Origin of the sequence: Pseudomonas sp. yb_5, assembly GCF_043103865.1 — a bacterium.
Classification (GTDB): domain Bacteria; phylum Pseudomonadota; class Gammaproteobacteria; order Pseudomonadales; family Pseudomonadaceae; genus Aquipseudomonas; species Aquipseudomonas putida_Y.
The window spans coordinates 67,416-91,026 of the sequence record NZ_JBICKE010000082.1 but is presented as its reverse complement, the minus strand read 5'-3'; the positions used below and the strand labels follow the sequence as shown (position 1 = coordinate 91,026).

24 protein-coding genes are annotated in these 23,611 nt (G+C 62.8%); 13 read left to right on the top strand and 11 right to left on the bottom strand.

Annotation, left to right across the window (positions count from 1 at the left end; translation table 11 throughout):
* Window positions 1–50: 50 nt before the first annotated feature.
* The 4 genes from ssuD to ACF8GF_RS13535 are packed head-to-tail and all read left to right on the top strand — an operon-like array spanning window position 51 to window position 3,059.
* Window positions 51–1,199, top strand: a complete 1,149-nt coding sequence (gene ssuD / locus ACF8GF_RS13550) for an FMNH2-dependent alkanesulfonate monooxygenase (RefSeq protein ID WP_339443442.1) — start codon at window positions 51–53, stop codon at window positions 1,197–1,199.
* A 10-nt stretch (window positions 1,200–1,209) separates the two neighbouring features.
* The gene (gene ssuC, locus ACF8GF_RS13545) at window positions 1,210–2,007 is read left to right on the top strand and encodes an aliphatic sulfonate ABC transporter permease SsuC (RefSeq protein ID WP_176685257.1); all 798 of its coding nucleotides are present in this window, start codon (window positions 1,210–1,212) and stop codon (window positions 2,005–2,007) included.
* Complete coding sequence (gene ssuB, locus ACF8GF_RS13540) at window positions 2,004–2,816, top strand: aliphatic sulfonates ABC transporter ATP-binding protein (RefSeq protein ID WP_176685256.1); 813 nt, start codon at window positions 2,004–2,006, stop codon at window positions 2,814–2,816. Before ssuC ends, ssuB begins: the two co-directional genes overlap by 4 nt.
* Window positions 2,817–2,843: 27 nt before the next feature.
* Window positions 2,844–3,059 carry a molybdopterin-binding protein gene (locus ACF8GF_RS13535; RefSeq protein ID WP_003255829.1) on the top strand — a complete coding sequence of 72 codons (216 nt, stop codon included), beginning with the start codon at window positions 2,844–2,846 and terminating at the stop codon, window positions 3,057–3,059.
* A 142-nt stretch (window positions 3,060–3,201) separates the two neighbouring features.
* Here ACF8GF_RS13535 and ACF8GF_RS13530 read toward each other — a convergent pair whose 3' ends face one another.
* The 4 genes from ACF8GF_RS13530 to ACF8GF_RS13515 all read right to left on the bottom strand — a co-directional run bounded on the left by ACF8GF_RS13530 (window position 3,202) and on the right by ACF8GF_RS13515 (window position 8,272).
* On the bottom strand, window positions 3,202–3,834 hold the full coding sequence (locus ACF8GF_RS13530; protein ID WP_176685255.1) for a TetR/AcrR family transcriptional regulator: 633 nt from the start codon (window positions 3,832–3,834) through the stop codon (window positions 3,202–3,204).
* The gene (gene gshA / locus ACF8GF_RS13525) at window positions 3,834–5,426 is read right to left on the bottom strand and encodes a glutamate--cysteine ligase (RefSeq protein ID WP_392487991.1); all 1,593 of its coding nucleotides are present in this window, start codon (window positions 5,424–5,426) and stop codon (window positions 3,834–3,836) included. The genes ACF8GF_RS13530 and gshA overlap by 1 nt, the downstream gene beginning before the upstream one ends.
* 138 nt (window positions 5,427–5,564) lie before the next feature.
* Window positions 5,565–5,948 carry a PaaI family thioesterase gene (locus ACF8GF_RS13520; protein WP_021782595.1) on the bottom strand — a complete coding sequence of 128 codons (384 nt, stop codon included), beginning with the start codon at window positions 5,946–5,948 and terminating at the stop codon, window positions 5,565–5,567.
* On the bottom strand, window positions 5,948–8,272 hold the full coding sequence (locus ACF8GF_RS13515) for a Tex family protein (protein WP_176685253.1): 2,325 nt from the start codon (window positions 8,270–8,272) through the stop codon (window positions 5,948–5,950). The genes ACF8GF_RS13520 and ACF8GF_RS13515 overlap by 1 nt, the downstream gene beginning before the upstream one ends.
* A gap of 217 nt (window positions 8,273–8,489) precedes the next feature.
* Between ACF8GF_RS13515 and ompR the strand changes: the two genes are divergently transcribed.
* A complete protein-coding gene (gene ompR, locus ACF8GF_RS13510) occupies window positions 8,490–9,230 on the top strand; it encodes a two-component system response regulator OmpR (RefSeq protein WP_176685252.1) in 741 nt (246 codons plus the stop codon).
* Between the two features lie 13 nt (window positions 9,231–9,243).
* Window positions 9,244–10,557, top strand: coding sequence for an ATP-binding protein (locus tag ACF8GF_RS13505; protein ID WP_176685251.1), 1,314 nt, complete (start codon window positions 9,244–9,246; stop codon window positions 10,555–10,557).
* Window positions 10,558–10,647: 90 nt separating this feature from the next.
* On the opposite strand, the gene rimK is transcribed toward ACF8GF_RS13505, so the two are convergent.
* Both rimK and ACF8GF_RS13495 read right to left on the bottom strand, forming a co-directional pair.
* The gene (rimK, locus tag ACF8GF_RS13500; protein ID WP_021782598.1) at window positions 10,648–11,553 is read right to left on the bottom strand and encodes a 30S ribosomal protein S6--L-glutamate ligase; all 906 of its coding nucleotides are present in this window, start codon (window positions 11,551–11,553) and stop codon (window positions 10,648–10,650) included.
* On the bottom strand, window positions 11,550–12,032 hold the full coding sequence (locus ACF8GF_RS13495) for an ATP-dependent zinc protease (RefSeq protein WP_028697326.1): 483 nt from the start codon (window positions 12,030–12,032) through the stop codon (window positions 11,550–11,552). The genes rimK and ACF8GF_RS13495 overlap by 4 nt, the downstream gene beginning before the upstream one ends.
* A gap of 109 nt (window positions 12,033–12,141) precedes the next feature.
* On the opposite strand from ACF8GF_RS13495, the gene ACF8GF_RS13490 reads away from it, so the two are divergent.
* A complete protein-coding gene (locus tag ACF8GF_RS13490; RefSeq protein ID WP_392487990.1) occupies window positions 12,142–12,543 on the top strand; it encodes an RNA-binding S4 domain-containing protein in 402 nt (133 codons plus the stop codon).
* A 27-nt stretch (window positions 12,544–12,570) separates the two neighbouring features.
* On the opposite strand, the gene ACF8GF_RS13485 is transcribed toward ACF8GF_RS13490, so the two are convergent.
* A complete protein-coding gene (locus tag ACF8GF_RS13485) occupies window positions 12,571–13,365 on the bottom strand; it encodes a phosphatase PAP2 family protein (RefSeq protein ID WP_176685250.1) in 795 nt (264 codons plus the stop codon).
* Window positions 13,366–13,484: 119 nt separating this feature from the next.
* Here ACF8GF_RS13485 and hslO point away from each other — a divergent pair, with 119 nt between their 5' ends.
* The 3 genes from hslO (at window position 13,485) to ACF8GF_RS13470 (ending at window position 16,827) form a co-directional block, all read left to right on the top strand.
* Window positions 13,485–14,384 carry an Hsp33 family molecular chaperone HslO gene (gene hslO / locus ACF8GF_RS13480; protein WP_103443305.1) on the top strand — a complete coding sequence of 300 codons (900 nt, stop codon included), beginning with the start codon at window positions 13,485–13,487 and terminating at the stop codon, window positions 14,382–14,384.
* Window positions 14,385–14,563: 179 nt separating this feature from the next.
* Window positions 14,564–16,105: a phosphoenolpyruvate carboxykinase gene (locus ACF8GF_RS13475; protein WP_176685249.1), complete on the top strand. Its 1,542-nt coding sequence runs from the start codon at window positions 14,564–14,566 to the stop codon at window positions 16,103–16,105.
* Window positions 16,106–16,386: 281 nt separating this feature from the next.
* On the top strand, window positions 16,387–16,827 hold the full coding sequence (locus ACF8GF_RS13470; RefSeq protein ID WP_176683646.1) for a thioesterase family protein: 441 nt from the start codon (window positions 16,387–16,389) through the stop codon (window positions 16,825–16,827).
* 52 nt (window positions 16,828–16,879) lie between these two features.
* On the opposite strand, the gene ACF8GF_RS13465 is transcribed toward ACF8GF_RS13470, so the two are convergent.
* The 3 genes from ACF8GF_RS13465 to fdhD form a co-directional block, all read right to left on the bottom strand.
* Window positions 16,880–17,362, bottom strand: coding sequence for a glycine zipper domain-containing protein (locus tag ACF8GF_RS13465; RefSeq protein WP_104960602.1), 483 nt, complete (start codon window positions 17,360–17,362; stop codon window positions 16,880–16,882).
* Window positions 17,363–17,558: 196 nt separating this feature from the next.
* Window positions 17,559–19,904 carry an FdhF/YdeP family oxidoreductase gene (locus tag ACF8GF_RS13460; RefSeq protein ID WP_392487989.1) on the bottom strand — a complete coding sequence of 782 codons (2,346 nt, stop codon included), beginning with the start codon at window positions 19,902–19,904 and terminating at the stop codon, window positions 17,559–17,561.
* Window positions 19,905–19,909: 5 nt separating this feature from the next.
* Window positions 19,910–20,740 (bottom strand): formate dehydrogenase accessory sulfurtransferase FdhD, encoded by an 831-nt coding sequence (gene fdhD / locus ACF8GF_RS13455; RefSeq protein ID WP_176683644.1) that lies wholly within the window; start codon window positions 20,738–20,740, stop codon window positions 19,910–19,912.
* A 175-nt stretch (window positions 20,741–20,915) separates the two neighbouring features.
* On the opposite strand from fdhD, the gene lysM reads away from it, so the two are divergent.
* The gene (gene lysM / locus ACF8GF_RS13450) at window positions 20,916–21,356 is read left to right on the top strand and encodes a peptidoglycan-binding protein LysM (protein WP_176683643.1); all 441 of its coding nucleotides are present in this window, start codon (window positions 20,916–20,918) and stop codon (window positions 21,354–21,356) included.
* Window positions 21,357–21,406: 50 nt separating this feature from the next.
* Here lysM and yrfG read toward each other — a convergent pair whose 3' ends face one another.
* Entirely contained in the window at window positions 21,407–22,069 is a 663-nt protein-coding gene (gene yrfG / locus ACF8GF_RS13445) for a GMP/IMP nucleotidase (RefSeq protein ID WP_176683642.1), read from the bottom strand.
* Between the two features lie 64 nt (window positions 22,070–22,133).
* On the opposite strand from yrfG, the gene nudE reads away from it, so the two are divergent.
* Window positions 22,134–22,700 carry an ADP compounds hydrolase NudE gene (gene nudE, locus ACF8GF_RS13440; RefSeq protein WP_003255794.1) on the top strand — a complete coding sequence of 189 codons (567 nt, stop codon included), beginning with the start codon at window positions 22,134–22,136 and terminating at the stop codon, window positions 22,698–22,700.
* Window positions 22,697–23,515, top strand: coding sequence for a 3'(2'),5'-bisphosphate nucleotidase CysQ (gene cysQ, locus ACF8GF_RS13435; protein WP_392487988.1), 819 nt, complete (start codon window positions 22,697–22,699; stop codon window positions 23,513–23,515). The genes nudE and cysQ overlap by 4 nt, the downstream gene beginning before the upstream one ends.
* The last annotated feature ends 96 nt before the right edge of the window (window positions 23,516–23,611 follow it).

Sequence of the window (23,611 nt, the reverse complement as noted above, 5' to 3'; positions counted from 1 at the left end):
CGTGCCGGGGCGCCGCTCCGGCTAGAGCCACCCTTGAGGAGACGACTCCAATGAGCCTTAACATTTTCTGGTTCCTCCCAACCCACGGTGACGGCAAGTACCTGGGCACTTCCGAAGGCGCACGAGCGGTCGATCACGGTTACCTGCAGCAGATCGCGCAGGCCGCCGACCGCCTTGGTTTTGGTGGGGTGCTGATCCCGACCGGGCGCTCCTGCGAGGACTCCTGGCTGGTGGCCGCGTCGCTGATCCCCGTGACCCGGCACCTGAAGTTCCTGGTAGCGCTGCGTCCGGGCATCATTTCGCCCACCGTGGCAGCACGCCAGGCGGCCACCCTCGATCGCTTGTCCAATGGCCGTGCGCTGTTCAATCTGGTGACCGGTGGTGACCCGGACGAGCTGGCGGGTGACGGCCTGCACCTGAACCACCAGGCGCGCTACGAAGCTTCGGTCGAGTTCACCCGTATCTGGCGCAAGGTGCTGGAAGGCGAAAACGTCGATTACGACGGTAAGCACATCCAGGTAAAGGGCGCCAAGCTGCTCTACCCGCCAATTCAGCAACCACGCCCACCGCTGTATTTCGGCGGCTCGTCCGAGGCCGCTCAGGACTTGGCGGCCGAACAGGTCGAGCTGTACCTGACCTGGGGCGAGCCACCGGCAGCCGTTGCCGAGAAGATTGCTCAGGTGCGCGAAAAAGCAGCTGCTCAGGGGCGCGAAGTCCGCTTCGGTATTCGCCTGCATGTGATCGTGCGCGAAACCAACGAAGCGGCTTGGGCAGCCGCCGACCGCCTGATCTCACACCTGGACGATGACACCATCTCTCGTGCCCAGGCTTCGCTGGCGCGCTTCGACTCGGTGGGCCAGCAACGCATGGCTGCCCTGCACGGCGGCAAGCGCGACAACCTGGAAGTCAGCCCCAACCTGTGGGCGGGCGTTGGCCTGGTACGTGGCGGGGCTGGCACCGCGCTGGTGGGCGATGGCCCGACGGTGGCGGCGCGGGTGAAGGAATATGCCGACTTGGGGATCGATACATTCATCTTCTCGGGTTATCCACACCTGGAAGAGTCGTATCGGGTGGCTGAACTGCTGTTCCCCCACCTCGATGTGCAACGCCCGGAGCAACCGAAATCCGGTGGCTACGTAAGCCCGTTTGGCGAGATGGTGGCCAACGACATCCTGCCCAAATCCGTGTCGCAGAGCTGAGGGCCGGGTCATGAGTCGTGCAACTTCCTCCAACCTGACCCAGCGCCTGGCGCCGTGGGCGCTGCCGGTGCTGCTGTTGGCAATATGGCAGCTGGCCGTGAGCGCTGGCTGGCTGTCGACGCGTATCCTGCCGGCACCTAGCGCAGTGGTAAGCGCTGGCGTCGAGCTGGTGCGCAGCGGCGAAATCTGGACCCATCTGGCCATCAGCGGCTGGCGTGCAGGCCTGGGCTTTGTGATCGGCGGCAGCATCGGCCTGGTACTGGGTTTCATCACTGGCCTGTCGAACTGGGGCGAACGCCTGCTCGACAGCTCGGTACAGATGATTCGCAACGTGCCGCACCTCGCGCTGATCCCGCTGGTGATCCTGTGGTTCGGTATCGACGAGTCGGCAAAGATCTTCCTGGTCGCGCTGGGCACGCTGTTTCCGATCTATCTGAACACCTACCACGGCATTCGCAACGTTGACCCAGCGTTGGTGGAAATGGCGCGCAGCTATGGCTTGTCCGGCTTCGGCCTGTTCCGCCAGGTGATCCTGCCTGGGGCGCTGCCTTCGATCCTGGTGGGTGTGCGTTTTGCCCTGGGCTTCATGTGGCTGACGCTGATTGTTGCCGAAACCATTTCGGCCAACGCAGGCATCGGCTACCTGGCCATGAATGCTCGCGAATTTCTTCAGACCGACGTGGTCGTGCTGGCCATCGTCCTGTACGCCGTGCTCGGCAAGTTTGCCGACCTTGCCGCCCGAGGCCTGGAGCGTACCTGGCTGCGCTGGCACCCGGCCTATCAAGTTGCCAGGAAGGAGGGCGCATGACCGTGTTCAAGGAACAGCCGCCACGCCTGCTGCGTGGCATCCCGCTGGCCTCCAAGGGCCTGCGCAAGGCCTTTGGCCAGCGCGACGTGTTAAAGGGCCTCGACCTGCACATCCCGGCCGGCCAGTTCGTGGCTATCGTCGGCCGCAGCGGCTGCGGCAAGAGCACCTTGCTGCGGCTGCTGGCCGGGCTGGACCAGCCCACCGCTGGTCAGTTGCTGGCTGGTGCCGCGCCGCTGGAAGAGGCCCGTGAAGAAACCCGCCTGATGTTCCAGGACGCGCGGCTGCTGCCGTGGAGGAGGGTGATCGACAACGTTGGCCTTGGGCTGTCTGGCGACTGGCGCTCGCGTGCGCTGGAGGCCTTGGAGGCGGTTGGCCTGGCCGACCGCGCCAACGAATGGCCGGCAGCGCTCTCGGGTGGCCAGAAGCAGCGCGTGGCCTTGGCCCGAGCCTTGATTCACCAGCCCCGCCTGCTGTTGCTGGACGAGCCGCTGGGTGCGCTGGATGCATTGACCCGTATCGAGATGCAGCAACTGATCGAACGCCTGTGGCGTCAGCACGGCTTCACGGTGCTGCTGGTCACCCACGATGTCAGCGAGGCGGTTGCCGTGGCTGACCGGGTGATCCTGATCGAGGACGGCGAGGTCGGGCTCGACCTCACTGTTGACCTGGCACGGCCCCGGGCGCGTGGTTCACACCGCCTGGCCGCGCTGGAAAGCGAAGTGCTCAACCGTGTGCTGTCCGCCCCGGGCACTGCGCCCGAGCCGGACCCTGTAGCCCCTCTGCCCACGCAATTGCGTTGGGCGCACTGAATCCCGGAATCCAAAAGGAAGCAAACCATGACTATCAAAGCCATCAACGTTCGCAACCAGTTCAAAGGTACTGTGAAAGAAATTCTCGAAGGCCCGGTACTGTCGGAAATCGACGTGCAGACGGCTTCGGGTATCGTCACTTCGGTGATTACCACCCGTTCCGTGCGGGAGCTGGAGTTGCAGGTGGGCAGTGAAGTGATTGCCTTTGTGAAGTCGACTGAAGTGTCTATCGCCAAGCTGTGATGCGGCTGCTCGATATTGGGGCTGCTTTGTAGCCCTTCGCGGGCACGCCCGCTCCCACAGGTACTTCGCAAGCTCCAGGGTGCGCGCGGGCTCTGTGGGAGCGGGCGTGCCCGCGAAGGGCCGCCAAGCGGCCCCAAATTTCTCAGCTGGAACGCTTGGCCAGATACGGCGGCAGATACAACCCCAGATACGCCTCGAACACCCGCTTGCCTTCCTCGGCCATGCGCGGGGTGATCGCCTCGTGCAACTGCACTGACCGCGCATACACCCGGTCGCTCAATTCCATGCCCAGGGCAAACACATCCACATCCAGTGGCATCACCGGCAGGTGAAAATGCTGGTCGAACAACTTGTACATCAAGTCGCCCAGTTCCATGTCGTGCTGCCGGTCGGCCTGCACCACCTCGCTCAGGCCATGCTGCGCCAGGATCAACTGCCGCGCTGCCGCATCCTCGTTATAGATATCAAGCATGCGTTCTTCGATCAGCCGTGACAGCTCGTGCCAGGTGCTGAACGCGCTGCTGTCGATCGGTGCGCTCAGGGCTTCGCGAAACGCCCGGTGTACATCCGCAGTCAGCGCCTCCAGCAAGGCCGGCACGCTGGCGAAGAAGTGATACACCGACGACGGTGGAATCTGCGCCCGCTCGGCCACGCTGTAGATAGAAAGTGCCGCCACCCCTTGCTCGGCCAACAGCTCACGCGCAGCCGCCAGGATCGCCTCGATCCTGGCCTGGCTGCTGGCGCGCGGTTTGCGCGGGGTGGTGGTGCGGTTCATCAACTGCTGATTGCCAGGATGCTGGCCTGGTAGGCGCCGACGAACAGGTCGAAGTCACCGACTTCTTCCTGCTCCAGCTCGGACTGCCTGGCGAGCGACTCGCGGGCCAGCGTCTCGAATGCCCGCTGTTTTTCGTTGCTCAGTGGTTGCTCGCGGAAAGTCTCGGCGTGCACACGGCTCTGGCGCAGCGAGAACTGGACGAAGCTCTCGTCATGCTCGGTCATGCGTGCCAGCACCTGGGCAGACGGGGTCAGTGAGGTGTCGTCGACCTTGGCCTGCTGGGCATCCAGGGCCTTGGCGTGCTCATCAGAGCCTTGCGCCTGGTCGAGCAGGTTGGCCAACTGGCGGATACGCTCGATCAGCTCGCTGGCCCAGTCCTTCAGGCTGATTGGCTGACCATTGCGGTGCAACTCCAGGCCCGGACGACGACCTTCCTTGACCACGGTCAGGAAGTTGCTGGTGCACTGGCCGCACTCACCGTTGTCCAGTTGCGGGCTGTCTTCCAGCGCGCAGAACAGCAGGAATGCGTCGAGGAAGCGTGCCTCGGTCAGGTCGATGCCGACCGGCAGGAACGGGTTGATGTCCAGGCAACGCACTTCCACATACTGCACACCGCGTGAAGTCAGGGCCTGGATCGGCCGTTCGCCGGAGTAGGTGACCCGCTTGGGGCGAATGTTCGAGTAGTACTCGTTTTCGATCTGCAGAATGTTGGTGTTCAGCTGAACCCACTCGCCATCCACATGCGTGCCGACTTCAACGTACGGCGGGTAGGGCGTGCCAACGGCCTTGCGCAGGCTGTCGGTGTAGCTGGCCAGGTTGTTGTAGCAGGGCGTGAGGCCGGCCTGGGCGTTGCTCTGGTAGCCCAGGTCGCTCATGCGCAGGCTGGTGGCGTAGGGCAGGAACAGGGTTTCGGCATCCAGCTCCTCGAGCTGGTGCGGGCGGCCACGCAGGAAGCCTTTGTCCAGTGCCGGCGAGGCGCCGAACAGGTACATCAGCAGCCAGCTGTAGCGGCGGAAGTTACGAATCAGCGCGATGTAGGCCGACGACTGGTAGTCGCGGTCATTTTCCGTATTGCCTTCGTCCTCGCGCAGCAATGGCCAAAGCGCTTCGGGCAGCGAGAAGTTGTAATGAATACCGGCGATGCACTGCATGGTGCGGCCATAACGCAGGGCCAGGCCTTTGCGGTAGACGTGTTTGAGCTTGCCGATGTTCGAGCTACCGTATTCGGCGATCGGGATGTCCTCCTCGGCCGGCAGTGTGCATGGCATCGACGGGCTCCACAGGTATTCGTCGCCCAGCTTGCTGTAGACGAAACGGTGGGTCTCCTCGAGGCTTTCGAGCACCTTGGCCGGGTCGGCCAGCGCCGGGGTGATGAACTCCAGCAGCGACTCGGAGTAATCGGTGGTGATCTGCTCGTTGGTCAGCGCCGATCCCAGTGCTTCCGGATGCGGGGTCTGGGCCAGGCGACCTTCGTCGGTCACGCGCAGGCATTCGCGCTCAATACCGTGCAGGCACTGCTTGAGCAGGGGGAGATTGGCGCCGAGCAGGCTCAGGCGGCGGTTGAGGAGGTCGCTCAAGATGTATTCCTTCACGCGTCAGTCGCCCCAATATGGGGGTAGAGATAACGGTCTACAAGGGTAGGAAGAAAGGAACTGGCGTTGTCGCCTGGTTTACGCGGTTCCAGCAGTGCCAGCGCACTGCTGAAAATACCGCAGATATTGCTTGGTGAGCTAGAGAACCGCGAAGGTTCCTTGCGCTTTGGCCACCAGCTTGTCGCCCTGGACTACGTCGGCGTCGACCACCAGCGTGCGCCGCCCGGCGTGCAGCACGCGGGCGGTACACAGCACTTCGCCGTCGCTGACGGCACGCATGTAGTTGATCTTGCACTCGATGGTGACGCTTTGCTGGTCAAAGCCATGGCTGGCCGAGCAGGCCAGGCCCATGGCGATATCCACCAGGCTGAAGATCGCCCCGCCGTGCAGCTTCTGGCCACGGTTGCGCAAATGTGGCTCGAGCGCCAGGGCTACCTCGGCAACACCGGTGTCCAGGTGTTGCAGGCGGCAGCCCAGAAGCTGGCTGAAGGCGCTTTCGACGTATTCACGTGGTACGTCCATTACTTCTTCTTCAACTGCTTTGCGTTGGCGAACAGGGCTGCCATGGCGTTGTTGGCCGGGGCGGCAGTGGCGGTTTCGCGCTGACGCGGTGCCTGCTGCTGGCGATTGCCGCCATTGCCACGGTTGCCACCGCGATTGCCTTCGACCTTCTCGCCCGGGGTGTCGCTCATGCGCATGGACAGGCCGACGCGTTTGCGCGGGATGTCCACTTCCATGACCTTCACCTTGACCACATCGCCGGCCTTGACCGCTTCACGCGGGTCTTTGACGAACTTCTCCGACAGCGCCGAGATATGCACCAGGCCGTCCTGGTGCACACCGATGTCGACGAAGGCACCGAAGTTGGTAACGTTGGTCACCACGCCTTCGAGGATCATGCCCGGTTCCAGGTCCTTGAGGTCTTCGACGCCGTCCTGGAAGGTGGCGGTCTTGAACTCCGGACGTGGGTCGCGGCCGGGCTTGTCCAGCTCTTGCAGGATGTCGGTGACGGTTGGCAGGCCGAAGGTTTCGTCGGTGAACTTTTTCGGGTCCAGGCGCTTGAGGAAGCTGCTGTCACCAATCAGCGAACGGATGTCGCGGTCGGTATCGGCAGCAATGCGCTGCACCAGCGGGTAGGCCTCAGGGTGCACCGCAGAGGCGTCCAGCGGGTTGTCGCCGTTCATCACACGCAGGAAGCCGGCGGCCTGCTCGAAGGTTTTCTCACCCAGGCGGCTGACCTTTTTCAGCGCTGCACGGGTGGCAAACGGACCATTGGCATCGCGGTGGGCGACGATGTTCTGTGCCAGCGTGGCATTGAGGCCGGAGATGCGCGTCAGCAGCGCCACCGAAGCGGTGTTCACGTCCACGCCCACGGCGTTCACACAGTCCTCGACCACCGCGTCCAGGCCACGTGCCAGCTTCAGCTGGGAGACGTCGTGCTGATACTGGCCGACACCGATGGATTTCGGATCGATTTTCACCAGTTCGGCCAGCGGATCCTGCAGGCGGCGGGCGATCGACACGGCGCCGCGGATCGACACGTCCAGGTCCGGGAACTCGCGGGCGGCCAGTTCCGATGCCGAGTACACCGAAGCACCGGCTTCGGAGACCATGATCTTGGTGATTTTCAAGGCTGGATATTTCTTGACCAGCTCGGCCACCAGCTTGTCGCTTTCGCGGCTGGCGGTGCCGTTGCCGATGGCGATCAGTTCCACCGAGTGTTTGGCGCACAGTGCGGCCATGATGGAAATGGTGCGGTCCCAGTCGTTCTTCGGCGCGTGCGGATAGACCGTGGTGTGGTCCAGCAGCTTGCCGGTTGCATCGACCACGGCGATCTTGCAGCCGGTGCGCAGGCCCGGGTCGAAGCCCAGGGTAGCGCGCGGGCCGGCCGGGGCGGCCAGCAGCAGGTCGTGCAGGTTGTGGGCGAACACGTTGATCGCCTCGCCTTCGGCATTGTCGCGCAGTTCGCCGAACAGGTCGGTTTCCAGGTGGGTGTACAGCTTGACCTTCCAGGTCCAGCGCACCACTTCACCCAGCCACTTGTCGGCCGGTCGGCTGCGGTTTTCGATACCGACATGGTTGCCGATCATCAGCTCGCACGGGTGCAGCGTGCCGGGCAGTTCCTCGCCGACCTTCAGCGAGACGCTCAACACGCCTTCGTTGCGCCCGCGGAAGATCGCCAGGGCGCGGTGCGACGGCGCAGTACGCAGCAGCTCGTCATGAGCGAAATAGTCGCGGAACTTGGCGCCTTCTTCTTCCTTGCCGGCCACGACGCGGGCGCTGAGCACGGCTTCCTGCTTGAGGTAGCTGCGCAGTTTATCGAGCAGGGCGGCGTCTTCGGCAAAACGCTCCATCAGGATGTACTTGGCGCCCTCCAGCGCGGCCTTGACGTCGGTCACGCCCTTCTCGGCGTTGACGAAGCGTGCGGCTTCGCTTTCCGGGGCCAGGGCCGGGTCGTTGAACAGGCCATCGGCCAGTTCCCCAAGGCCGGCTTCCAGGGCGATCTGGCCCTTGGTGCGGCGTTTCTGCTTGTAGGGCAGGTACAGGTCTTCCAGGCGGGTCTTGGTGTCGGCCAGCTTGATCTCGCGGGCCAGTTCCGGGGTCAGCTTGCCCTGTTCCTCGATGCTGGAAAGGATGCTGGCGCGGCGCTCGTCGAGTTCGCGCAGATAACGCAAGCGCTCTTCCAGGTGGCGCAACTGAGTGTCGTCAAGGCTACCGGTCACTTCCTTGCGGTAGCGGGCGATGAAGGGCACGGTCGAGCCTTCGTCCAACAGGCTCACGGCCGCCTCGACCTGCTGTGGGCGTACGCCCAGTTCCTCGGCGATACGGCTGTTGATGCTGTCCATGTAAACCACCTGACATTTGTGAATACGGGGGTCGCCTGTGGGCTTTTTGCCCGGCGGCGCTGGATGAAAGCCGCGCATTATACCCATCGCAAACGGCTTGCGGTGATGGCGCCCGGCCAGCCGGAACTGGCGCCGGGGGAAAAATCTGCTAACAATGCTCACGCAACGTGCAGCAATGGCTACGCCATAATGCGCGGCGATATCAGAGGAGTTATTCATGACCGGCACGCCAAACACCACTGAAGGTGACAAGATTCTCATCGTCGACGACGATCCGGGGCTGAGCAGCCTGCTGGAACGTTTCTTCACCAGCAAGGGCTACCGTGCCCGCGCAGTGCCCAACACCGAGCAGATGGACCGTCTGCTGCAGCGCGAGGTGTTCAACCTGGTGGTGCTCGACCTGATGTTGCCGGGTGAGGACGGCCTGTCCGCGTGCAAGCGACTGCGCCAGCAGAACAACCAGATCCCGATCATCATGCTGACCGCCAAGGGCGACGAGCTCAGCCGCATCAAGGGCCTGGAGCTGGGCGCCGACGACTACCTGGGCAAACCGTTCAACCCGGACGAGTTGATGGCCCGGGTCAAGGCGGTGCTGCGCCGCCAGGCGCCGAGCGTGCCGGGAGCGCCGGGCAGCGAAGATGAATCGGTCACGTTCGGCGACTATGAACTGTCGCTGGCTACCCGCGAGCTCAAGCGTGGCGACGAAGTGCACATGCTTACCACTGGTGAGTTCGCTGTGCTCAAGGCCTTGGTGATGCACGCCCGCGAGCCGTTGACCCGCGACAAACTGATGAACCTGGCGCGCGGCCGCGAATGGGATGCGCTGGAACGTTCCATCGACGTGCAGATCTCGCGCCTGCGTCGCATGATCGAGCCGGACCCGTCCAAGCCGCGTTACATCCAGACTGTCTGGGGCGTGGGCTACGTGTTCGTACCGGACGGAAACGCCGGAAAATGATGCCTGGACGTCGATGAAAACACCGCTCTGGTTTCCGCAAAGTTTCTTCGCCCGCACCCTGTGGCTGGTGTTGATCGTCGTTCTGTTCTCCAAGGCGCTGACCCTGGTCTACCTGCTGATGAACGAGGACGTGCTGGTCGACCGTCAGTACAGCCATGGTGTAGCGCTGACCTTGCGCGCCTATTGGGCCGCCGACGAAGAAAACCGCGACAAGATCGCCGAGGCGGCAGGCCTTATCCGGGTGACCGGCTCGGGTGTGCCCGAAGGTGAGCAGCATTGGCCTTACAGTGAAATCTACCAACGGCAGATGCAGGCCGAGTTGGGTGAAGACACCGAGGTGCGGTTGCGCATTCATGCGCCTCCGGCGTTGTGGGTCAATGCGCCAAGCCTTGGCCCAGGTTGGCTGAAGGTGCCGCTGTACCCGCACCCCTTGCGCGGGCAGAAGATCTGGAACGTGCTGGGCTGGTTCCTGGCCATTGGTTTGTTGTCCACCGCCTCGGCGTGGATTTTTGTGCGCCAGTTGAACCAGCCGCTCAAACGCCTGGTGTTCGCCGCCCGCCAGCTTGGCCAGGGGCGCAGTGTGCGCCTGCCGATCAGCGATACCCCCAGCGAGATGACCGAGGTGTACAAGGCGTTCAACCAGATGGCCGAGGATGTCGAGCAGGCCGGGCGTGAGCGCGAGCTGATGCTGGCCGGGGTTTCCCACGACTTGCGCACACCACTGACACGGCTGCGCCTGTCGCTGTCGTTGCTGAACAGCGACAACGAGCTGAGCGATGACATGGTTCGCGATATCGAGGACATGGACGCGATTCTCGACCAGTTCCTGGCCTTCATCCGCGATGGCCGTGACGAGCCAGTGGAAGAGGTCGACCTTGCTGACCTGGTGCGCGAGGTGGTGGCTCCTTACAACCAGCCGGAAGAGCGCGTGCGCCTGTGCCTGGAGCCGATTCCACCGTTCCCGCTGCGCCGGGTTTCGCTCAAGCGCATGCTGGGCAACCTGATCGGCAACGCCCTGCACCATGCTGGCAAGGGGGTCGAGGTGGCTGCCTATGTGTCGGGGGATGAGAGTGCGCCGTATGTGGTGCTCAGCGTGCTGGACCGCGGTGCCGGTATTGACGAGTCGGAGCTGGAAACCATCTTCAACCCGTTCATTCGCGGTGACCGGGCGCGGGGTGGCAAGGGCACCGGGCTGGGGCTGGCGATCGTCAAGCGGATTGCTGCGCAACATGGCGGGAATGTGGAGTTGCGTAACCGGTCTGGCGGCGGGATCGAGGCGCGGGTCAGGTTGCCGCTGGGGCTGCTGCTGCCGCGTAATGCTGTGTGAGGCTCACTGGCCTCTTCGTGACTGAAGCCGCTACAGGGGTTGTGCAGTACCTGTGGGGCTTCAGCCGCGAAGAGGCCGGTACAGGCTGAATCAGCCTTTGCCCTTGGTCCGGGTCTGATTGGGCCCGCCATTCTTCTCCAGATGCTCGATGATCATCCCGGCCACGTTCTTGCCCGTGGTGACTTCAATGCCCTCCAGCCCCGGTGACGAGTTTACCTCCATCACCAACGGCCCGTGGTTGGAGCGCAGGATGTCCACGCCCGCCACGCTCAACCCCATCACCTTGGCCGCCCGAATTGCGGTAATGCGTTCTTCAGGGGTGATTTTTATCAGGCTGGCGACGCCACCTCGGTGCAGGTTGGAGCGGAACTCGCCCGGCTTGGCCTGACGCTTCATTGAGGCAATTACTTTATCGCCTACCACGAAGCATCGAATATCTGCACCACCGGCTTCCTTGATGTACTCCTGAACCATGATGTCCTGCTTGAGGCCCATGAATGCTTCGATCACCGACTCGGCCGCCTGGGGGGTTTCGCACAGCACCACGCCGATGCCCTGGGTGCCTTCCAGCACCTTGATCACCAGCGGGGCACCGTTGACCATCTGGATCAGGTCGGGGATGTCGTCCGGCGAGTGGGCGAAACCGGTGATCGGCAGGCCGATGCCGCGCCGCGACAACAGCTGCAACGAGCGCAGCTTGTCGCGCGAGCGGGCAATGGCGACCGACTCGTTGAGCGGGTATACGCCCATCATTTCGAACTGGCGCAGCACCGCGCAGCCATAGAACGTAACCGAAGCACCTATGCGCGGGATCACCGCATCGAAGCCTTCCAGCGGCTTGCCACGGTAGTGGATCTGCGGCTTGTGGCTGGCAATGTTCATGTAGGCCCGCAGGGTATCGATCACCACCATTTCGTGGCCACGCTGGGTACCGGCTTCGACCAGGCGGCGGGTGGAATACAGACGCGGATTGCGCGACAGCACAGCGATCTTCATGCAGCACCTGTGACAGGGGAAAGGGTGGCCGGGAAGGCCGGTTTGTCTTGTACGTATTTCAGGCCGGGGTTGACCACCAGTTGGCCGTGTATCAGAGCCTTGGAACCAAGCAACAGGCGGTAGCGCATGCTCTTGCGGCAGGCCAGGGTGAACTCCACCTCCCATACACCATCACCCAGCGCCAGTGACGTGCGGATGACATAGCGGGTCTGGGCGTGGCCGTTGGAGCTCTTGATGGTCTTCATGGTCACCAGCGGTGCCTCGCAGCGGCGGTGACGCAACTGCACCACCGAGCCCAGGTGCGCAGTGAAGCGAACCCAGGGCTGGCCGTCGCGCTCGAAAGGTTCCACCTCGGTGGCATGCAGGCTCGATGTGCTGGCACCGGTGTCGATCTTGGCGCGCAGCCCGGCCACGCCGAGGTCAGGCAGGGCGACCCACTCGCGCAGGCCGATCACAGTCAAATGGTCAAATGTCTTCACGAAGCGCACCCTGCGAATGAGGTGGTGAACTTTAAGCACGGCGGGGACTTTTTGCATCCGTATGTGAAGGTAGTACAGTTCGATGAAAGACAGAATCCGAGGTAACGGGATGGCACAAAAAGCCGAAGACGACGACAAGGTTCGCCTGGACAAATGGCTATGGGCGGCGCGCTTCTACAAGACCCGAGCGCTGGCCAAGGCGGCGATCGAGAGTGGCAAGGTGCATTGCCGGGGTGAGCGTTGCAAGCCGGGCAAGGAGCCGCGGGTGGGCGACGAGTTCGTACTGCGTACCGGGTTCGATGAGCGCACCGTGGTGGTGAAGGCGCTGTCGATGGTGCGTCGTGGTGCCCCGGAGGCGCAGGCGTTGTACGAGGAACCCGAAGAAAGTGTGCGTCGCCGTGAACAGGCCGCTGAGATGCGTAAGGCCGGGGCCATGGGCGTGACCACCGATGGCCGGCCGACCAAGAAGCAGCGGCGGCAGATCCACCAGTTGCATGGAAGTTACGATTGAATGGGGCTGCCGTGCAGCCCCAGGCATCTAACGGAACACCGCCATTCGCCCGACCAGCGGTAGCGTGGACAACAGCTTGAACAACGGCGCTGTCCAGCGCATCAACGCCTCGCTGCCTTTGGCCGCCAGCGGCGTGTAGTAGCTCCAGCCCAACGCCAGCACCGCCATCAGCAAGCCGCCGATGTAGTCGTCCTGCCCCCAGTGGGCACCGGCTACCAGGCGCGGAAGCATGAACAGCAGCGCCAACCCCCAGACAACCAGGTACTGCAAAAGGCCGCGGCTGAACACGCTCATGAACAGCGCCCAGACCAACAGCACCGAGGCGTGATCACCCGGGAAACTCTTGCTGGAACGGTCCTTCAGTTCCCAGGCAGCCTCCAGATTCGGGTAATAGTCACTCAGGTGCACGACGTCGTCGAAGATCATCGATGGGCTCTTGTGCTGCCACCCGGCTGCATCCACCCACTTGGAAAACAGCGCGCGAATCACCACTAAGAGGAGTAGCGTGACCAGAAAGCCGAAAAATGCCTGGCGAACCTGAGCGGCCTTGAACACCCAGTCACCGCGAATGAGCACAGCCAGCAGGATCAGACCGACGACGATATCGAACGGGCGCAGGCTGCCAAGTGCCCAGATATTACGCCAGGCAGTATTGTCTGCCAGTGGTGCGTTCAGGCTGCGGAACAGCCACTCGTCGAAAGTCAGGCACAGGATCTGGCCAATGGGCCATAACCAGAAACACAGTAGAGCGATGGGAAGCAGCGTACAGGCTGCCAGTGGCCCCCAGGACCACCTTGCTTGGAACAGTGGTCGATTGTCCATAAAATACCTCTATTGCAAACAGAAATCGGAGCGCCGTGTGAGCGCTCTGTCATGGGCTCTCGCAGGTTCGCGACAACCCTTGTAACCATTTTGTCATCATTTTCAGATAGCCAAAACCTATGAGCGAATTGCCTGATACCGATTTCACCCAACGTTTCATCTTCGACGAGCGCGATGTGCGCGGCGAGTGGGTGTCTCTCGATGACAGCTACGCCGCAGTGTTGGCGCGTCATGAGTACCCCCAGCCGGTCAAGGTGCTGCTCGGCGAGTTGATGGCCGCCACCGCCTTGCTGGTGGGTGCGATGAAGTTCGATGGCCTGCTGATTCTGCAGGCGCGTTCGGCTGGGCCGATTCCGCTGCTGATGGTGGAATGTTCCAGCGACCGCGAGATCCGCGGCATGGCCCGCTACGAAGCGGACCAGATTCCGGCGGGTGCCACCCTGTCGCAGCTGATGCCCGACGGCCACCTGACCCTGACCATCGACCCGGTCAAGGGCCAGCGCTACCAGGGGACCGTCGACCTCGATGGCGCCAACCTGTCGGAATGTTTCACCAACTACTTCGTCCAGTCGCAGCAGCTCAATACCCGTTTCTGGCTCAATGCCGAAGGCGGCAAGGCCCGTGGGCTATTGCTGCAGCAACTGCCGCGTGATCGCCAGCCGGATGATGAAGAGCGCGAAGACAGCTGGCAGCACGTAGTGGCCCTGGCCAAGACGCTCAAGCCGGAAGAGTGGACAGAGGGCAACGAAACCCTGCTGCACCGCCTGTACCACGAAGATGCCGTGCGCCTGTTCGATATTCAGCCACTGCGCTTCAATTGCAGCTGTTCGCGGGAACGCTCCGGCAATGCGTTGGTCAGTCTGGGCGAACACGACGCCAAGGCGCTGGTGGAAGAGTGTGGCGGGACGGTGGAGATCGATTGCCAGTTCTGCAACGAGCGCTACTTCTTCGATGCCAGCGATGTGGCGCAACTGTTTGCGGGTGGCGGTACTGACGTGGCCTCAGAAACTCGTCACTGAAACGTTAAAGCTCAGGATAATCTCCTGTCGAATTGCGCAAAAGCGCAGTTCTGACAGGAGGGGCCTACTTTTTTTGGGCGTTTCTGGCATAATCCGGCCACTTTTTTCGCTGTAGTAGTTTTTTCAAGACAACTACAAAACGTTTGGAGCACTCGGCCTCGGGCCGGATGGGGTATCTCATGACGCAAGCCAACAACACCGTGTACACCGACCTGAGCGTCGATGAGCTGGTAAAAGAAGCGCTGCAACGCGGTGAAGGCGTACTAGCCGATACTGGCGCACTGGTCGTGGAGACTGGTCACCGTACCGGCCGTTCGCCGGCTGACCGTTTCATCGTCGAAGAACCTTCCACCCAGGATGCCATTTCCTGGGGCCCGATCAACCGCAAGTTCCCGGCTGACAAGTTCGATGCCCTGTGGGCTCGCGTCGAGGCGTTCAACAACGCCCAGGATCACTTCGTTTCCTATGTTCACGTAGGGGCTGCAGCCGAGCACTACCTGCCGGTGAAGATGACCACCCAGACTGCCTGGCAGAACCTGTTCGGTCGTTGCCTGTTCATCAACCCGGAGCAGTTCAACCCGGCTGGTCGCGACCAGTGGCAGGTCCTCAACGTCGCCAACTTCGTGTGCGAACCTGAGCGTGACGGCACCAACTCCGACGGTTGCGTGATCATCAACTTCGCCCAGAAGAAAGTGCTGATCGCTGGCATGCGCTACGCCGGTGAAATGAAGAAAGCCATGTTCTCGGTGCAAAACTTCCTGCTGCCGGCTGTCGACGTACTGCCTATGCACTGCGCGGCCAACATCGGCGAAGAAGGCGATGTGACCCTGTTCTTCGGCCTGTCGGGCACTGGCAAGACCACCCTTTCGGCAGACGAAAGCCGTTACCTGATCGGTGACGACGAGCACGGTTGGGGCGAAGGCGTTGTCTTCAACATGGAAGGCGGCTGCTACGCCAAGTGCATCGACCTGTCCGAGAAGAACGAGCCGGTCATCTGGAAAGCCATCAAGCACGGCGCAGTACTGGAAAACGTCGTTCTCGACGCCAACAAGCACGCCGACTACACCGATGTCAGCCTGACCCAGAACAGCCGTGCGGCCTACCCGCTGGAGCACGTTGCCAAGCGTTCGGAAGCGAACCTGGGCGGCGAGCCTAATGCAGTGATCTTCCTCACCTGCGACCTGACCGGTGTTCTGCCTCCGGTTTCGATCCTGAACAACGAGCAGGCGGCCTACCACTTCCTGTCCGGCTACACTGCGCTGGTCGGTTCCACTGAAATGGGTTCGGGCGGCGGCATCAAGTCGACCTTCTCCACCTGCTTCGGCGCACCGTTCTTCCCGCGTCCGGCTGGCGAGTACGCCGAACTGCTGATCAAGCGTATCAACGGCTTCAACTCCAAGGTCTACCTGGTCAACACCGGCTGGACCGGTGGTGGCTACGGCGTTGGCAAGCGCTTCAGCATCCCCACTACCCGTGCCGTGATCGCTGCAATCCAGAGCGGCGCACTGGTCGGTGCCGAAACCGAGCACCTGGACATCATCAACCTGGACGTGCCGAAGGCCGTTCCGGGCGTTGAAACCGAACTGCTCAACCCGCGCACCAACTGGGCTGACAAAGCGGCCTACGACGAGGCTGCCAAAGGTCTGGCCAAGCTGTTCATCGAAAACTTCAAGAAGTTCGAAGTTTCCGACGCCATCAAGGCCGCTGGCCCGCAGCTGTAAGCCGAGCTCAGCCGCAACGAGAAAGCCGCCCCCAGGGGCGGCTTTTTTGTGGGGGCGGGCTTGCCCGCGAAAGGGGCGGACCTGCTGGCCAATTTCCACCCGTGGTTCACCGTCGCAGCCGCCATCGTATTCGCGGGTAAACCCGCTCCTACACACTGATCGGTGGTGGGCGCAGGCCGTTGCAGGAGCGGGCTTGCCCGCGAAGGGGCCCGCATAGGCAGCGAAAGTCTGGTTTTTCTGTTTCACTGTCAGCATCCATTGCGAAGACAAGAGCCAGCCAGATGACCGAAGCCCCTCAGCGCACTGCCTTCTCCCACTTTCACCCGATCCTTACCCGCCCCCAGGACAACGACCTGAACGGCCACATCGCCGGTGCAACGGTGCACGGCTTCTTCGAAACCGCGATACAGGCGTTTCTCGTCGAGCAGGCGGAACTGGACCTGCGACACGGTGAACTGGCCGCCTTCGTGGTCAGTTCGGCTGCGGATTTCTATGCTCTGCCGGGCTTCCCGGATTTGCTGGAGGTGGGGTTGGGAGTGACGCGTCTGGCGGGCAGCACGGTAGAGTACCGGCTGGCGCTGTACCGTCCGGGCGAGCCGGACGCGTGCGCGGCAGGTACGGTGGTGCAGGTGTTCATCGAGCGCGCCAGTGGCCGGCCTGTAGCGTTGCCAGAGGCGCTGCAGGTGATCCTGTCCGGCCTTGTGCTGGAGCGACAGGCATAAAAAACCCCGCTGGCAGGGGCGGGGTTTTGTTGCCGGGGCAGGGCCCCAGGCGTTAGTCGCGCCAGTGGCGCTTGTGCTTGCGGTGGCCGTAGTGGCGGCCACGGTCCCAGTGACGACGGTCGTCGTCGTAACCGCGACGATAGCGGCGGCCATCGCGGTAATCGTCTTTGTCGGCCTCTTTGCCCAGGTAGTTACCCAGCGCACCACCGGCACCACCGCCGGCTGCCGCACCAATGTAGCTACCCGTGGTGCCGCCCACGGAGCGACCGACCACGTTACCACCTGCGGCGCCCAGCGCGCCGCCGATAGCGGCTTCACCACGCTGGCGTTTGTCTGCGCCCAGAGCGCCACCTGCCGCACCGCCCAGACCGGCACCAATGGCGCCGCCGGTGCTGCCACCGATGGAGTTGCCCACGACAGAGCCCAGTACCCCACCCAGTGCGCCGCCAATGCCGGCCTCGGTGGTGCCGCCTGCCATGGCAACGCCGCTGAGCAAGCTGAAAGACAACAACAGAATCGAGGAGTACTTCTTCATCAAGAGAGCCTCATAGGGATGACGAGGCGAATTTGAGGCTAAGAGGCGTGGCTGGCAACGGAAATCCGACGAGTAACACGAGTTGTACACAATTCTCTAACTTGCTGTATTTACTATGAAACTTTATCGTTTTTAGGCTGTCCCAGACTGTTATGACAAAGCCCTGAGCCGCCACGGAACAGGGCTTTTTTCATTTTTACAGGATGCGCCCGTCGTCCCGCGCTCGCTCCAGTTTGATGGCAATGAACTTCGATGTTGGCGTATGGCTACCAACGCCAATGCTCTCCAGCGGCACCAGCGGGTTCACCTCCGGGTAATACGCTGCCGCCTGCCCGGCAGGGATGTCGAAGGCCAGCAGGGTAAAGCCTTGCACCCGGCGCTCATGCTCATCCCCCCACAACGAAACGATGTCGACCTTCTGCCCCGGCTGGAAGCCCAGGCGGATGATGTCGGCTTCGTTGGCGAACAGCACCTCGCGCTGGCCGCGCACGCCGCGGTAGCGGTCGTCCAGGCCATAGATAGTGGTGTTGTACTGATCGTGCGAGCGCATCGACTGCATGATCAGGTCTGGCAACTGGCCGCTGGCGCGTACGCGTTCGTCAAGCAGCGTGTCGGGCAGCAGGTTGGCCTTGAAGTTGGCGCGGCCGGTGCTGGTCGCCCATTCGCGGCTGGCCGCGCTGTTGCCCAGATGGAAGCCCCCCGGATGACGCAGGCGCTGGTTGAAGCCGCTGAAGCCGGCAATGGTATCGCCGATCAGGTCGCGGATACGGTCGTAGTCGGCCACCAGCCAGTGCCAGTCCACCGGTTGTTTGCCCAGCGTGGCGGCGGCGATGCCGGCGATCACCGCAGGCTCCGAGCGCATTTGCGTCGACAGCGGCTTGAGCTGGCCGTTGGAGGCGTGGACCATGCTGAACGAGTCTTCCACCGTGACTGCCTGTGGCCCGTCGGCCTGCAGGTCGATGTCGGTGCGGCCCAGGCACGGCAGGATCAGTGCCTGCTTGCCATGGACCAGGTGGCTACGGTTGAGCTTGGTGCTGATGTGCACGGTCAGCTCGCAGTTGCGCAGCGCCTGGGCGGTACGCTCGGTGTCGGGTGTGGCTTGGGCGAAGTTGCCGCCCAGGCCGATGAAAACCTTGGCCCGGCCATCGAGCATCGCGTGAATGGCTTCGACGGTGTTATGGCCATTGCGCCGTGGCACGGGGAAGCCAAAGCGCTTTTCGATGGCATCCAGCAGTGCCTCTGGCGGGCGCTCGTTGATGCCCATGGTGCGGTCACCCTGCACGTTGCTGTGGCCACGCACCGGGCACAGGCCGGCGCCGGGCGCGCCGATGTTGCCGCGCAGCATCTGCAGGTTGACGATTTCCTGAATGGTCGGCACCGAATGACGGTGTTGGGTGATGCCCATCGCCCAGCACATGATCACCCGCTTGCCCCGGCAGTACATGCGCGCGGCCAGTTCGATGTCGGCCAAGGTCAGTCCGGACTGTGCCTGGATGTGCGACCACGGCGTGGCGTCCACCACGGCCAGGTATTCATCGACGCCATGGCCATGTTCGGCGATGAAGGCGTGATCGAACACGGCCGGTTCACCGTTGGCCTGGGCTTCGCGTTCCCATTGCAGGACGAACTTGGCCATGCCGCGCAACATCGCCATGTCGCCACCCAGGGCCGGGCGGAAGAAGGCGGTGTTGGTCGGACGGTCACTGTTGGTCAGCATTTCCAGTGGGTTCTGGGGGTGCTGGAAGCGCTCCAGACCACGCTCCTTGAGCGGGTTGATGCACACCACCTGGGCGCCACGTTTTACCGCATCGCGCAGTGGGTCGAGCATGCGCGGGTGGTTGGTGCCGGGGTTCTGGCCCCAGACAAAAATGGAATCGGCGTGCTCGAAGTCGTCGAAGGTGACAGTACCCTTGCCGACCCCGACGCTTTGCCCCAATGCCACCCCGCTGGCCTCATGGCACATGTTCGAGCAGTCAGGGAAGTTGTTGGTGCCGTAGGCGCGCACGAACAGTTGGTACAGGTACGCCGCTTCGTTGCTGGCTCGTCCTGAGGTATAGAACTCGGCCTGGTCAGGGTTGGCCAGCTTGTTCAGCTCGCGGGCGATCAGGGCGAAGGCGGCATCCCAGCTGATCGGCAGGTAACGGTCGCTTGGTGCGTCGTAGACCATCGGTTCGGTCAGACGCCCTTGGTACTCCAGCCAGTAGTCGCTCTGCTGCAGCAGCGAGGTGACACTGTAACGGGCAAAAAAGGCAGCATCGACACGGCGCTTGGTAGCTTCCCAGTTCACCGCCTTGGCGCCGTTCTCGCAGAACTTGACCATGCCGCTTTCTGGCGAATCGCCCCAGGCGCAGCCGGGGCAGTCGAAACCGCCGTTCTGGTTGGTCTTGAGCAGGGCGCGAATGTTCTTCAGCGCGTTATCGCTGCCGACCCAGGCCTTGGCCACGCTACGCAGCGCGCCCCAACCGCCGGCGGGGCCGTGGTAGGGCTTGTAGCGAGGGGGGGAGGCTGGGGTGTTGTCCGGAAGAGGTTGGTACGAGGTCACGACTGTTACGACTCCGCCGCTGGGCTGTAGACCCGCGGTGCGCTGTGCTTGGGCAAGTGGATAAGGTTGAGGTTGTGTTTGCGCGCCCATTGCAGGGCAAGGCCGGTGGGCGCTGACAGGCTGACCAGGGTCTGGATGCCGGCACGCAGTACCTTCTGGATCAGCTCCAGGCTGCAGCGGCTGGTGACAATCGCCAGGCCGCCCTGGCTGTCGATGCGCTGTCGCAGCAGGGCACCGATCAGTTTGTCGAGGGCGTTGTGCCGGCCGATGTCTTCGCGGCCGAGCAGCAGTTCGCCTTGGCGGTCCATGAACAGTGCTGCATGCACGGCGCCGCAATGCTGGCCCAGTGGCTGGAAGGCGTCGATGCGCTCGCGCAGGCCGACCAGCCACTGGGCCGGGGGCAGGGGCGCACCCGGCAACACGGCCAGGTCCGGCAGCGCCTGCTCCAGGGCTTCGACACCACACAGGCCGCAACCACTGGTGCCGGCCAGTTGGCGGCGCTGGTTTTTCAGGTTCCAGAACGCTCGGCTGGAAATTTCCAGGTCGGCGTACATTGCCGAACCGCCGCCGGAGAGCTTGAGGTCGTAGATTTCTGCGGTGCCTTCGACAATGCCGCTGCCGACGCTGAAACCGACGGCGAAGTCTTCCAGATCGGTAGGGCTGACCAGCATTACCGCCTGGTTGAGGCCGTTATAGACAATGGCCAGGGCCACTTCCTCGGCCAGCGGGGTGCTGTCGCGTTTGGCGTCGCTGAGCTGGACGTAATCGTAGGTGTTGCTGGCGGCGGGCATGGACAAGGGTGATGAGGCCGCGCAGACCGGAGGCTTGCTGTTCATCGGGGCGCTGAATACCGGCGGCTTTCTGATAGCACAAGCCTAGGCGTGCGGGCCGGCGGCGTCTAATCGCTAGGGTCTATGCCTTGATAGACCGCGTCGATTGGTCGCACCGGGCGGGAGTGGTAAAGCTGGCCTAGACTCCTGTGTCCGAGGTTTCGTCAACAAGGAGAGCGCAATGAGCCTGTTCAGTTTCGTGAAGGAAGCCGGCGAGAAGTTGATCGACCTGCTGACCCCTGGCAACGCCAATGCCGAAGAGCAGCTTAAGAAACACGTGGAAGATGTCGGCTTGGGCAACCCGAACATTAGCGCCACTGTAGAAGGAGACAAGATCATCCTCAAGGGTGAAGTGGCCAGCCAGGAAGAGAAGGAGAAGATCATTCTGGCGGCGGGCAATATCAGTGGCGTGGCCAGTGTCGAGGATCAGATCACCGTGACCGGGCCGATAGTCCAGGCGGCAAGGTTCGTCACTGTGAAATCGGGCGACACTCTTTCAGCCATTGCCATGGTCGTGTATGGCAATGCCGGCCAGTACAACAAGATTTTCGAGGCCAACAAGCCGATGCTCAAGCACCCGGACAAGATCTATCCGGGGCAGGTGCTGCGTATTCCTGACTGATCGCTGAAGTCTGTACCGGCCTCTTCGCGGGCATGCTCGCGAATGGGGCCTCACAGGCCTTCCAGTAACGCCCGGTAATCCACGACCGCTGCAAATTCTTCGGTATCTCGTGGTTGTGCCTGGCTATCGGGCTGGCGCACCGCCAACAGATGCCCCACACCAAACCGCCGTGCACTGCGCAGAATCGCCAGCGTGTCGTCGATGAACAGGCTGCGCTCCGGCTCGAAGCCGATATCCGCCTGCAAGGCATCCCAGAACTGCGGGCTTTCCTTCGGGTAACCATAGTCGTGCGAGCTGATCAGCCGCTCGAAGTACGGTGCCAGCTCCACCCGTTCCAGCTTCAGCGACAGCGAGTCTCGGTGGGCATTGGTGATCATCACGACACGTTTGCCGGCCTGGCGAATCGCCGCCAGGAAGGTATCGGCATCCGGGCGCAGGGCAATCAGGTCGGCAATTTCCCGTTTCAGCTCGCGAATGGGCAGGCGAAGCTCGCGGCTCCAGAAGTCCAGGCAGTACCAGTTCAATGTGCCGGCATTGCGTTCGAACAGCGGTTGCAGCTCCATTTCCGCCATGGCCCGGCTTACACCGTGCAGTTCGGCATAGCGCTGAGGCAGGTGCTCCAGCCAGAAGCGGTTATCGTAATGCAGGTCGAGCAGAGTGCCATCCATGTCCAGCAGGACGGTATCGATGGCAGACCAGGGAAGAACAGGCATGGGAAACTCTCGATCAGTCGGCAAGCCACGGTATAGTAACCCGTTCACGCCAAGGAGCCGCCCCATGCGCCAGAAACCCACCGTACTCAGCCGCGAGATTGTCGCCAGCAGCCGCCTGTTCCGCGTCGAAGCCGTACAGTTGCGCTTCAGCAATGGCGCCGAGCGCACCTATGAACGCCTGGTGGGCCGGGGTAACGGCTACGGCGCGGTGATGATCGTGGCCATGCTCGATGCCGAGCACGCCGTGCTGGTGGAGGAATACTGCGGCGGCACCGATGAATACGAGCTTTCGTTGCCCAAGGGCCTGATCGAACCGGGCGAAGACGTGCTGGCGGCAGCCGACCGGGAGCTCAAGGAAGAAGCCGGTTTTGGCGCACGCCAGCTGGAGCACCTGACGGAACTGTCGCTTTCGCCGGGCTACATGAGCCAGAAGATTCAGGTGGTGCTGGCCAGCGACCTGTACGAAGAGCGCCTGGAAGGCGATGAGCCCGAGCCGATGCGGGTCGACAAGGTCAACCTGCGTGAGTTGTCGGCCTTGGCCATGCATCCGCAGTTCACCGAGGGTCGCGCCTTGGCGGCGCTGTACCTGGCGCGTGACCTGCTGATTCAGCGGGGGCTGCTGGAGCTATGAACGACCTGCAACTGATGCACGAAGTGGTCAAGCTGGCGTTGACGGCGGGCGAGGCAATCCTGCCATTCTGGCGCGCCGATATCGCGGTAACCAGCAAGGCCGACGATTCGCCGGTTACCGCCGCCGACCTGGCCGCGCACCGGGTAATTGCCGATGGCCTGGTGGCGCTGGCACCGCACATTCCGGTGCTGTCCGAAGAGGACTGCAATATTTCACTGGCCGAGCGCCAAAGCTGGAGCCGCTGGTGGCTGGTCGACCCGCTGGATGGCACCAAGGAGTTCATTGCTGGCAGTGAAGAATTCACGGTCAACATCGCCCTGGTCGAGAACGGCGACGTGGTGTTTGGTGTGGTGTCGATGCCGACCAATGGACGCTGCTACTTCGGTGGGCGCGGCATGGGGGCCTGGCGTGCAGATGCCGGCGAGGCAGCCCAACCGATCCAGGTTCGCAACGCCCCCCCGGAGGGCGAGCGTTTTACCGTGGTTGCCAGCCGTCGGCACTCCAGCGCGGAACAGGAAGCCCTGTTGTCCGGGCTTGGGGCTGCGGTGGGAGAGCTGGAGCTGGCCAATATCGGCAGCTCGTTGAAGTTCTGCCTGTTGGCCGAGGGCAGCGCCGATTGTTATCCGCGCCTGGCGCCGACTTCGCAGTGGGATACTGCAGCGGCGCAAGGCGTGGTGGAAGGGGCCTGCGGCGAGGTGATCGGGCTGGATGGCTTGCCATTCCGGTATCCGCCGCGCGAGTCGTTGCTTAACCCGTACTTCCTGGCATTGCCCGTCAATGCTGCATGGCGCCAGTCCTTCCTGAACCTGATTTGACGGACTCTCACCCTACCCTGTGGGAGCGGGCGAGCCCGCGAAGCAGGTACCGCGGTGCGGGGCACCGGCTTCGCCGGTGTTCGCGGGCCTGCCCGC

Bases quoted from the DNA above. Each gene is read 5' to 3' on its own strand.
- ssuD (WP_339443442.1), top strand. From the start codon at position 51: ATGAGCCTTAACATTTTCTGGTTCCTCCCAACCCACGGTGACGGCAAG.
- ssuC (WP_176685257.1), top strand. From the start codon at position 1,210: ATGAGTCGTGCAACTTCCTCCAACCTGACCCAGCGCCTGGCGCCGTGG.
- ssuB (WP_176685256.1), top strand. From the start codon at position 2,004: ATGACCGTGTTCAAGGAACAGCCGCCACGCCTGCTGCGTGGCATCCCG.
- ACF8GF_RS13535 (WP_003255829.1), top strand. From the start codon at position 2,844: ATGACTATCAAAGCCATCAACGTTCGCAACCAGTTCAAAGGTACTGTG.
- ACF8GF_RS13530 (WP_176685255.1), bottom strand. From the start codon at position 3,834: ATGAACCGCACCACCACCCCGCGCAAACCGCGCGCCAGCAGCCAGGCC.
- ACF8GF_RS13520 (WP_021782595.1), bottom strand. From the start codon at position 5,948: ATGGACGTACCACGTGAATACGTCGAAAGCGCCTTCAGCCAGCTTCTG.
- ACF8GF_RS13515 (WP_176685253.1), bottom strand. From the start codon at position 8,272: ATGGACAGCATCAACAGCCGTATCGCCGAGGAACTGGGCGTACGCCCA.
- ompR (WP_176685252.1), top strand. From the start codon at position 8,490: ATGACCGGCACGCCAAACACCACTGAAGGTGACAAGATTCTCATCGTC.
- ACF8GF_RS13505 (WP_176685251.1), top strand. From the start codon at position 9,244: ATGAAAACACCGCTCTGGTTTCCGCAAAGTTTCTTCGCCCGCACCCTG.
- rimK (WP_021782598.1), bottom strand. From the start codon at position 11,553: ATGAAGATCGCTGTGCTGTCGCGCAATCCGCGTCTGTATTCCACCCGC.
- ACF8GF_RS13490 (WP_392487990.1), top strand. From the start codon at position 12,142: ATGGCACAAAAAGCCGAAGACGACGACAAGGTTCGCCTGGACAAATGG.
- ACF8GF_RS13485 (WP_176685250.1), bottom strand. From the start codon at position 13,365: ATGGACAATCGACCACTGTTCCAAGCAAGGTGGTCCTGGGGGCCACTG.
- hslO (WP_103443305.1), top strand. From the start codon at position 13,485: ATGAGCGAATTGCCTGATACCGATTTCACCCAACGTTTCATCTTCGAC.
- ACF8GF_RS13475 (WP_176685249.1), top strand. From the start codon at position 14,564: ATGACGCAAGCCAACAACACCGTGTACACCGACCTGAGCGTCGATGAG.
- ACF8GF_RS13470 (WP_176683646.1), top strand. From the start codon at position 16,387: ATGACCGAAGCCCCTCAGCGCACTGCCTTCTCCCACTTTCACCCGATC.
- ACF8GF_RS13465 (WP_104960602.1), bottom strand. From the start codon at position 17,362: ATGAAGAAGTACTCCTCGATTCTGTTGTTGTCTTTCAGCTTGCTCAGC.
- fdhD (WP_176683644.1), bottom strand. From the start codon at position 20,740: ATGAACAGCAAGCCTCCGGTCTGCGCGGCCTCATCACCCTTGTCCATG.
- lysM (WP_176683643.1), top strand. From the start codon at position 20,916: ATGAGCCTGTTCAGTTTCGTGAAGGAAGCCGGCGAGAAGTTGATCGAC.
- yrfG (WP_176683642.1), bottom strand. From the start codon at position 22,069: ATGCCTGTTCTTCCCTGGTCTGCCATCGATACCGTCCTGCTGGACATG.
- nudE (WP_003255794.1), top strand. From the start codon at position 22,134: ATGCGCCAGAAACCCACCGTACTCAGCCGCGAGATTGTCGCCAGCAGC.
- cysQ (WP_392487988.1), top strand. From the start codon at position 22,697: ATGAACGACCTGCAACTGATGCACGAAGTGGTCAAGCTGGCGTTGACG.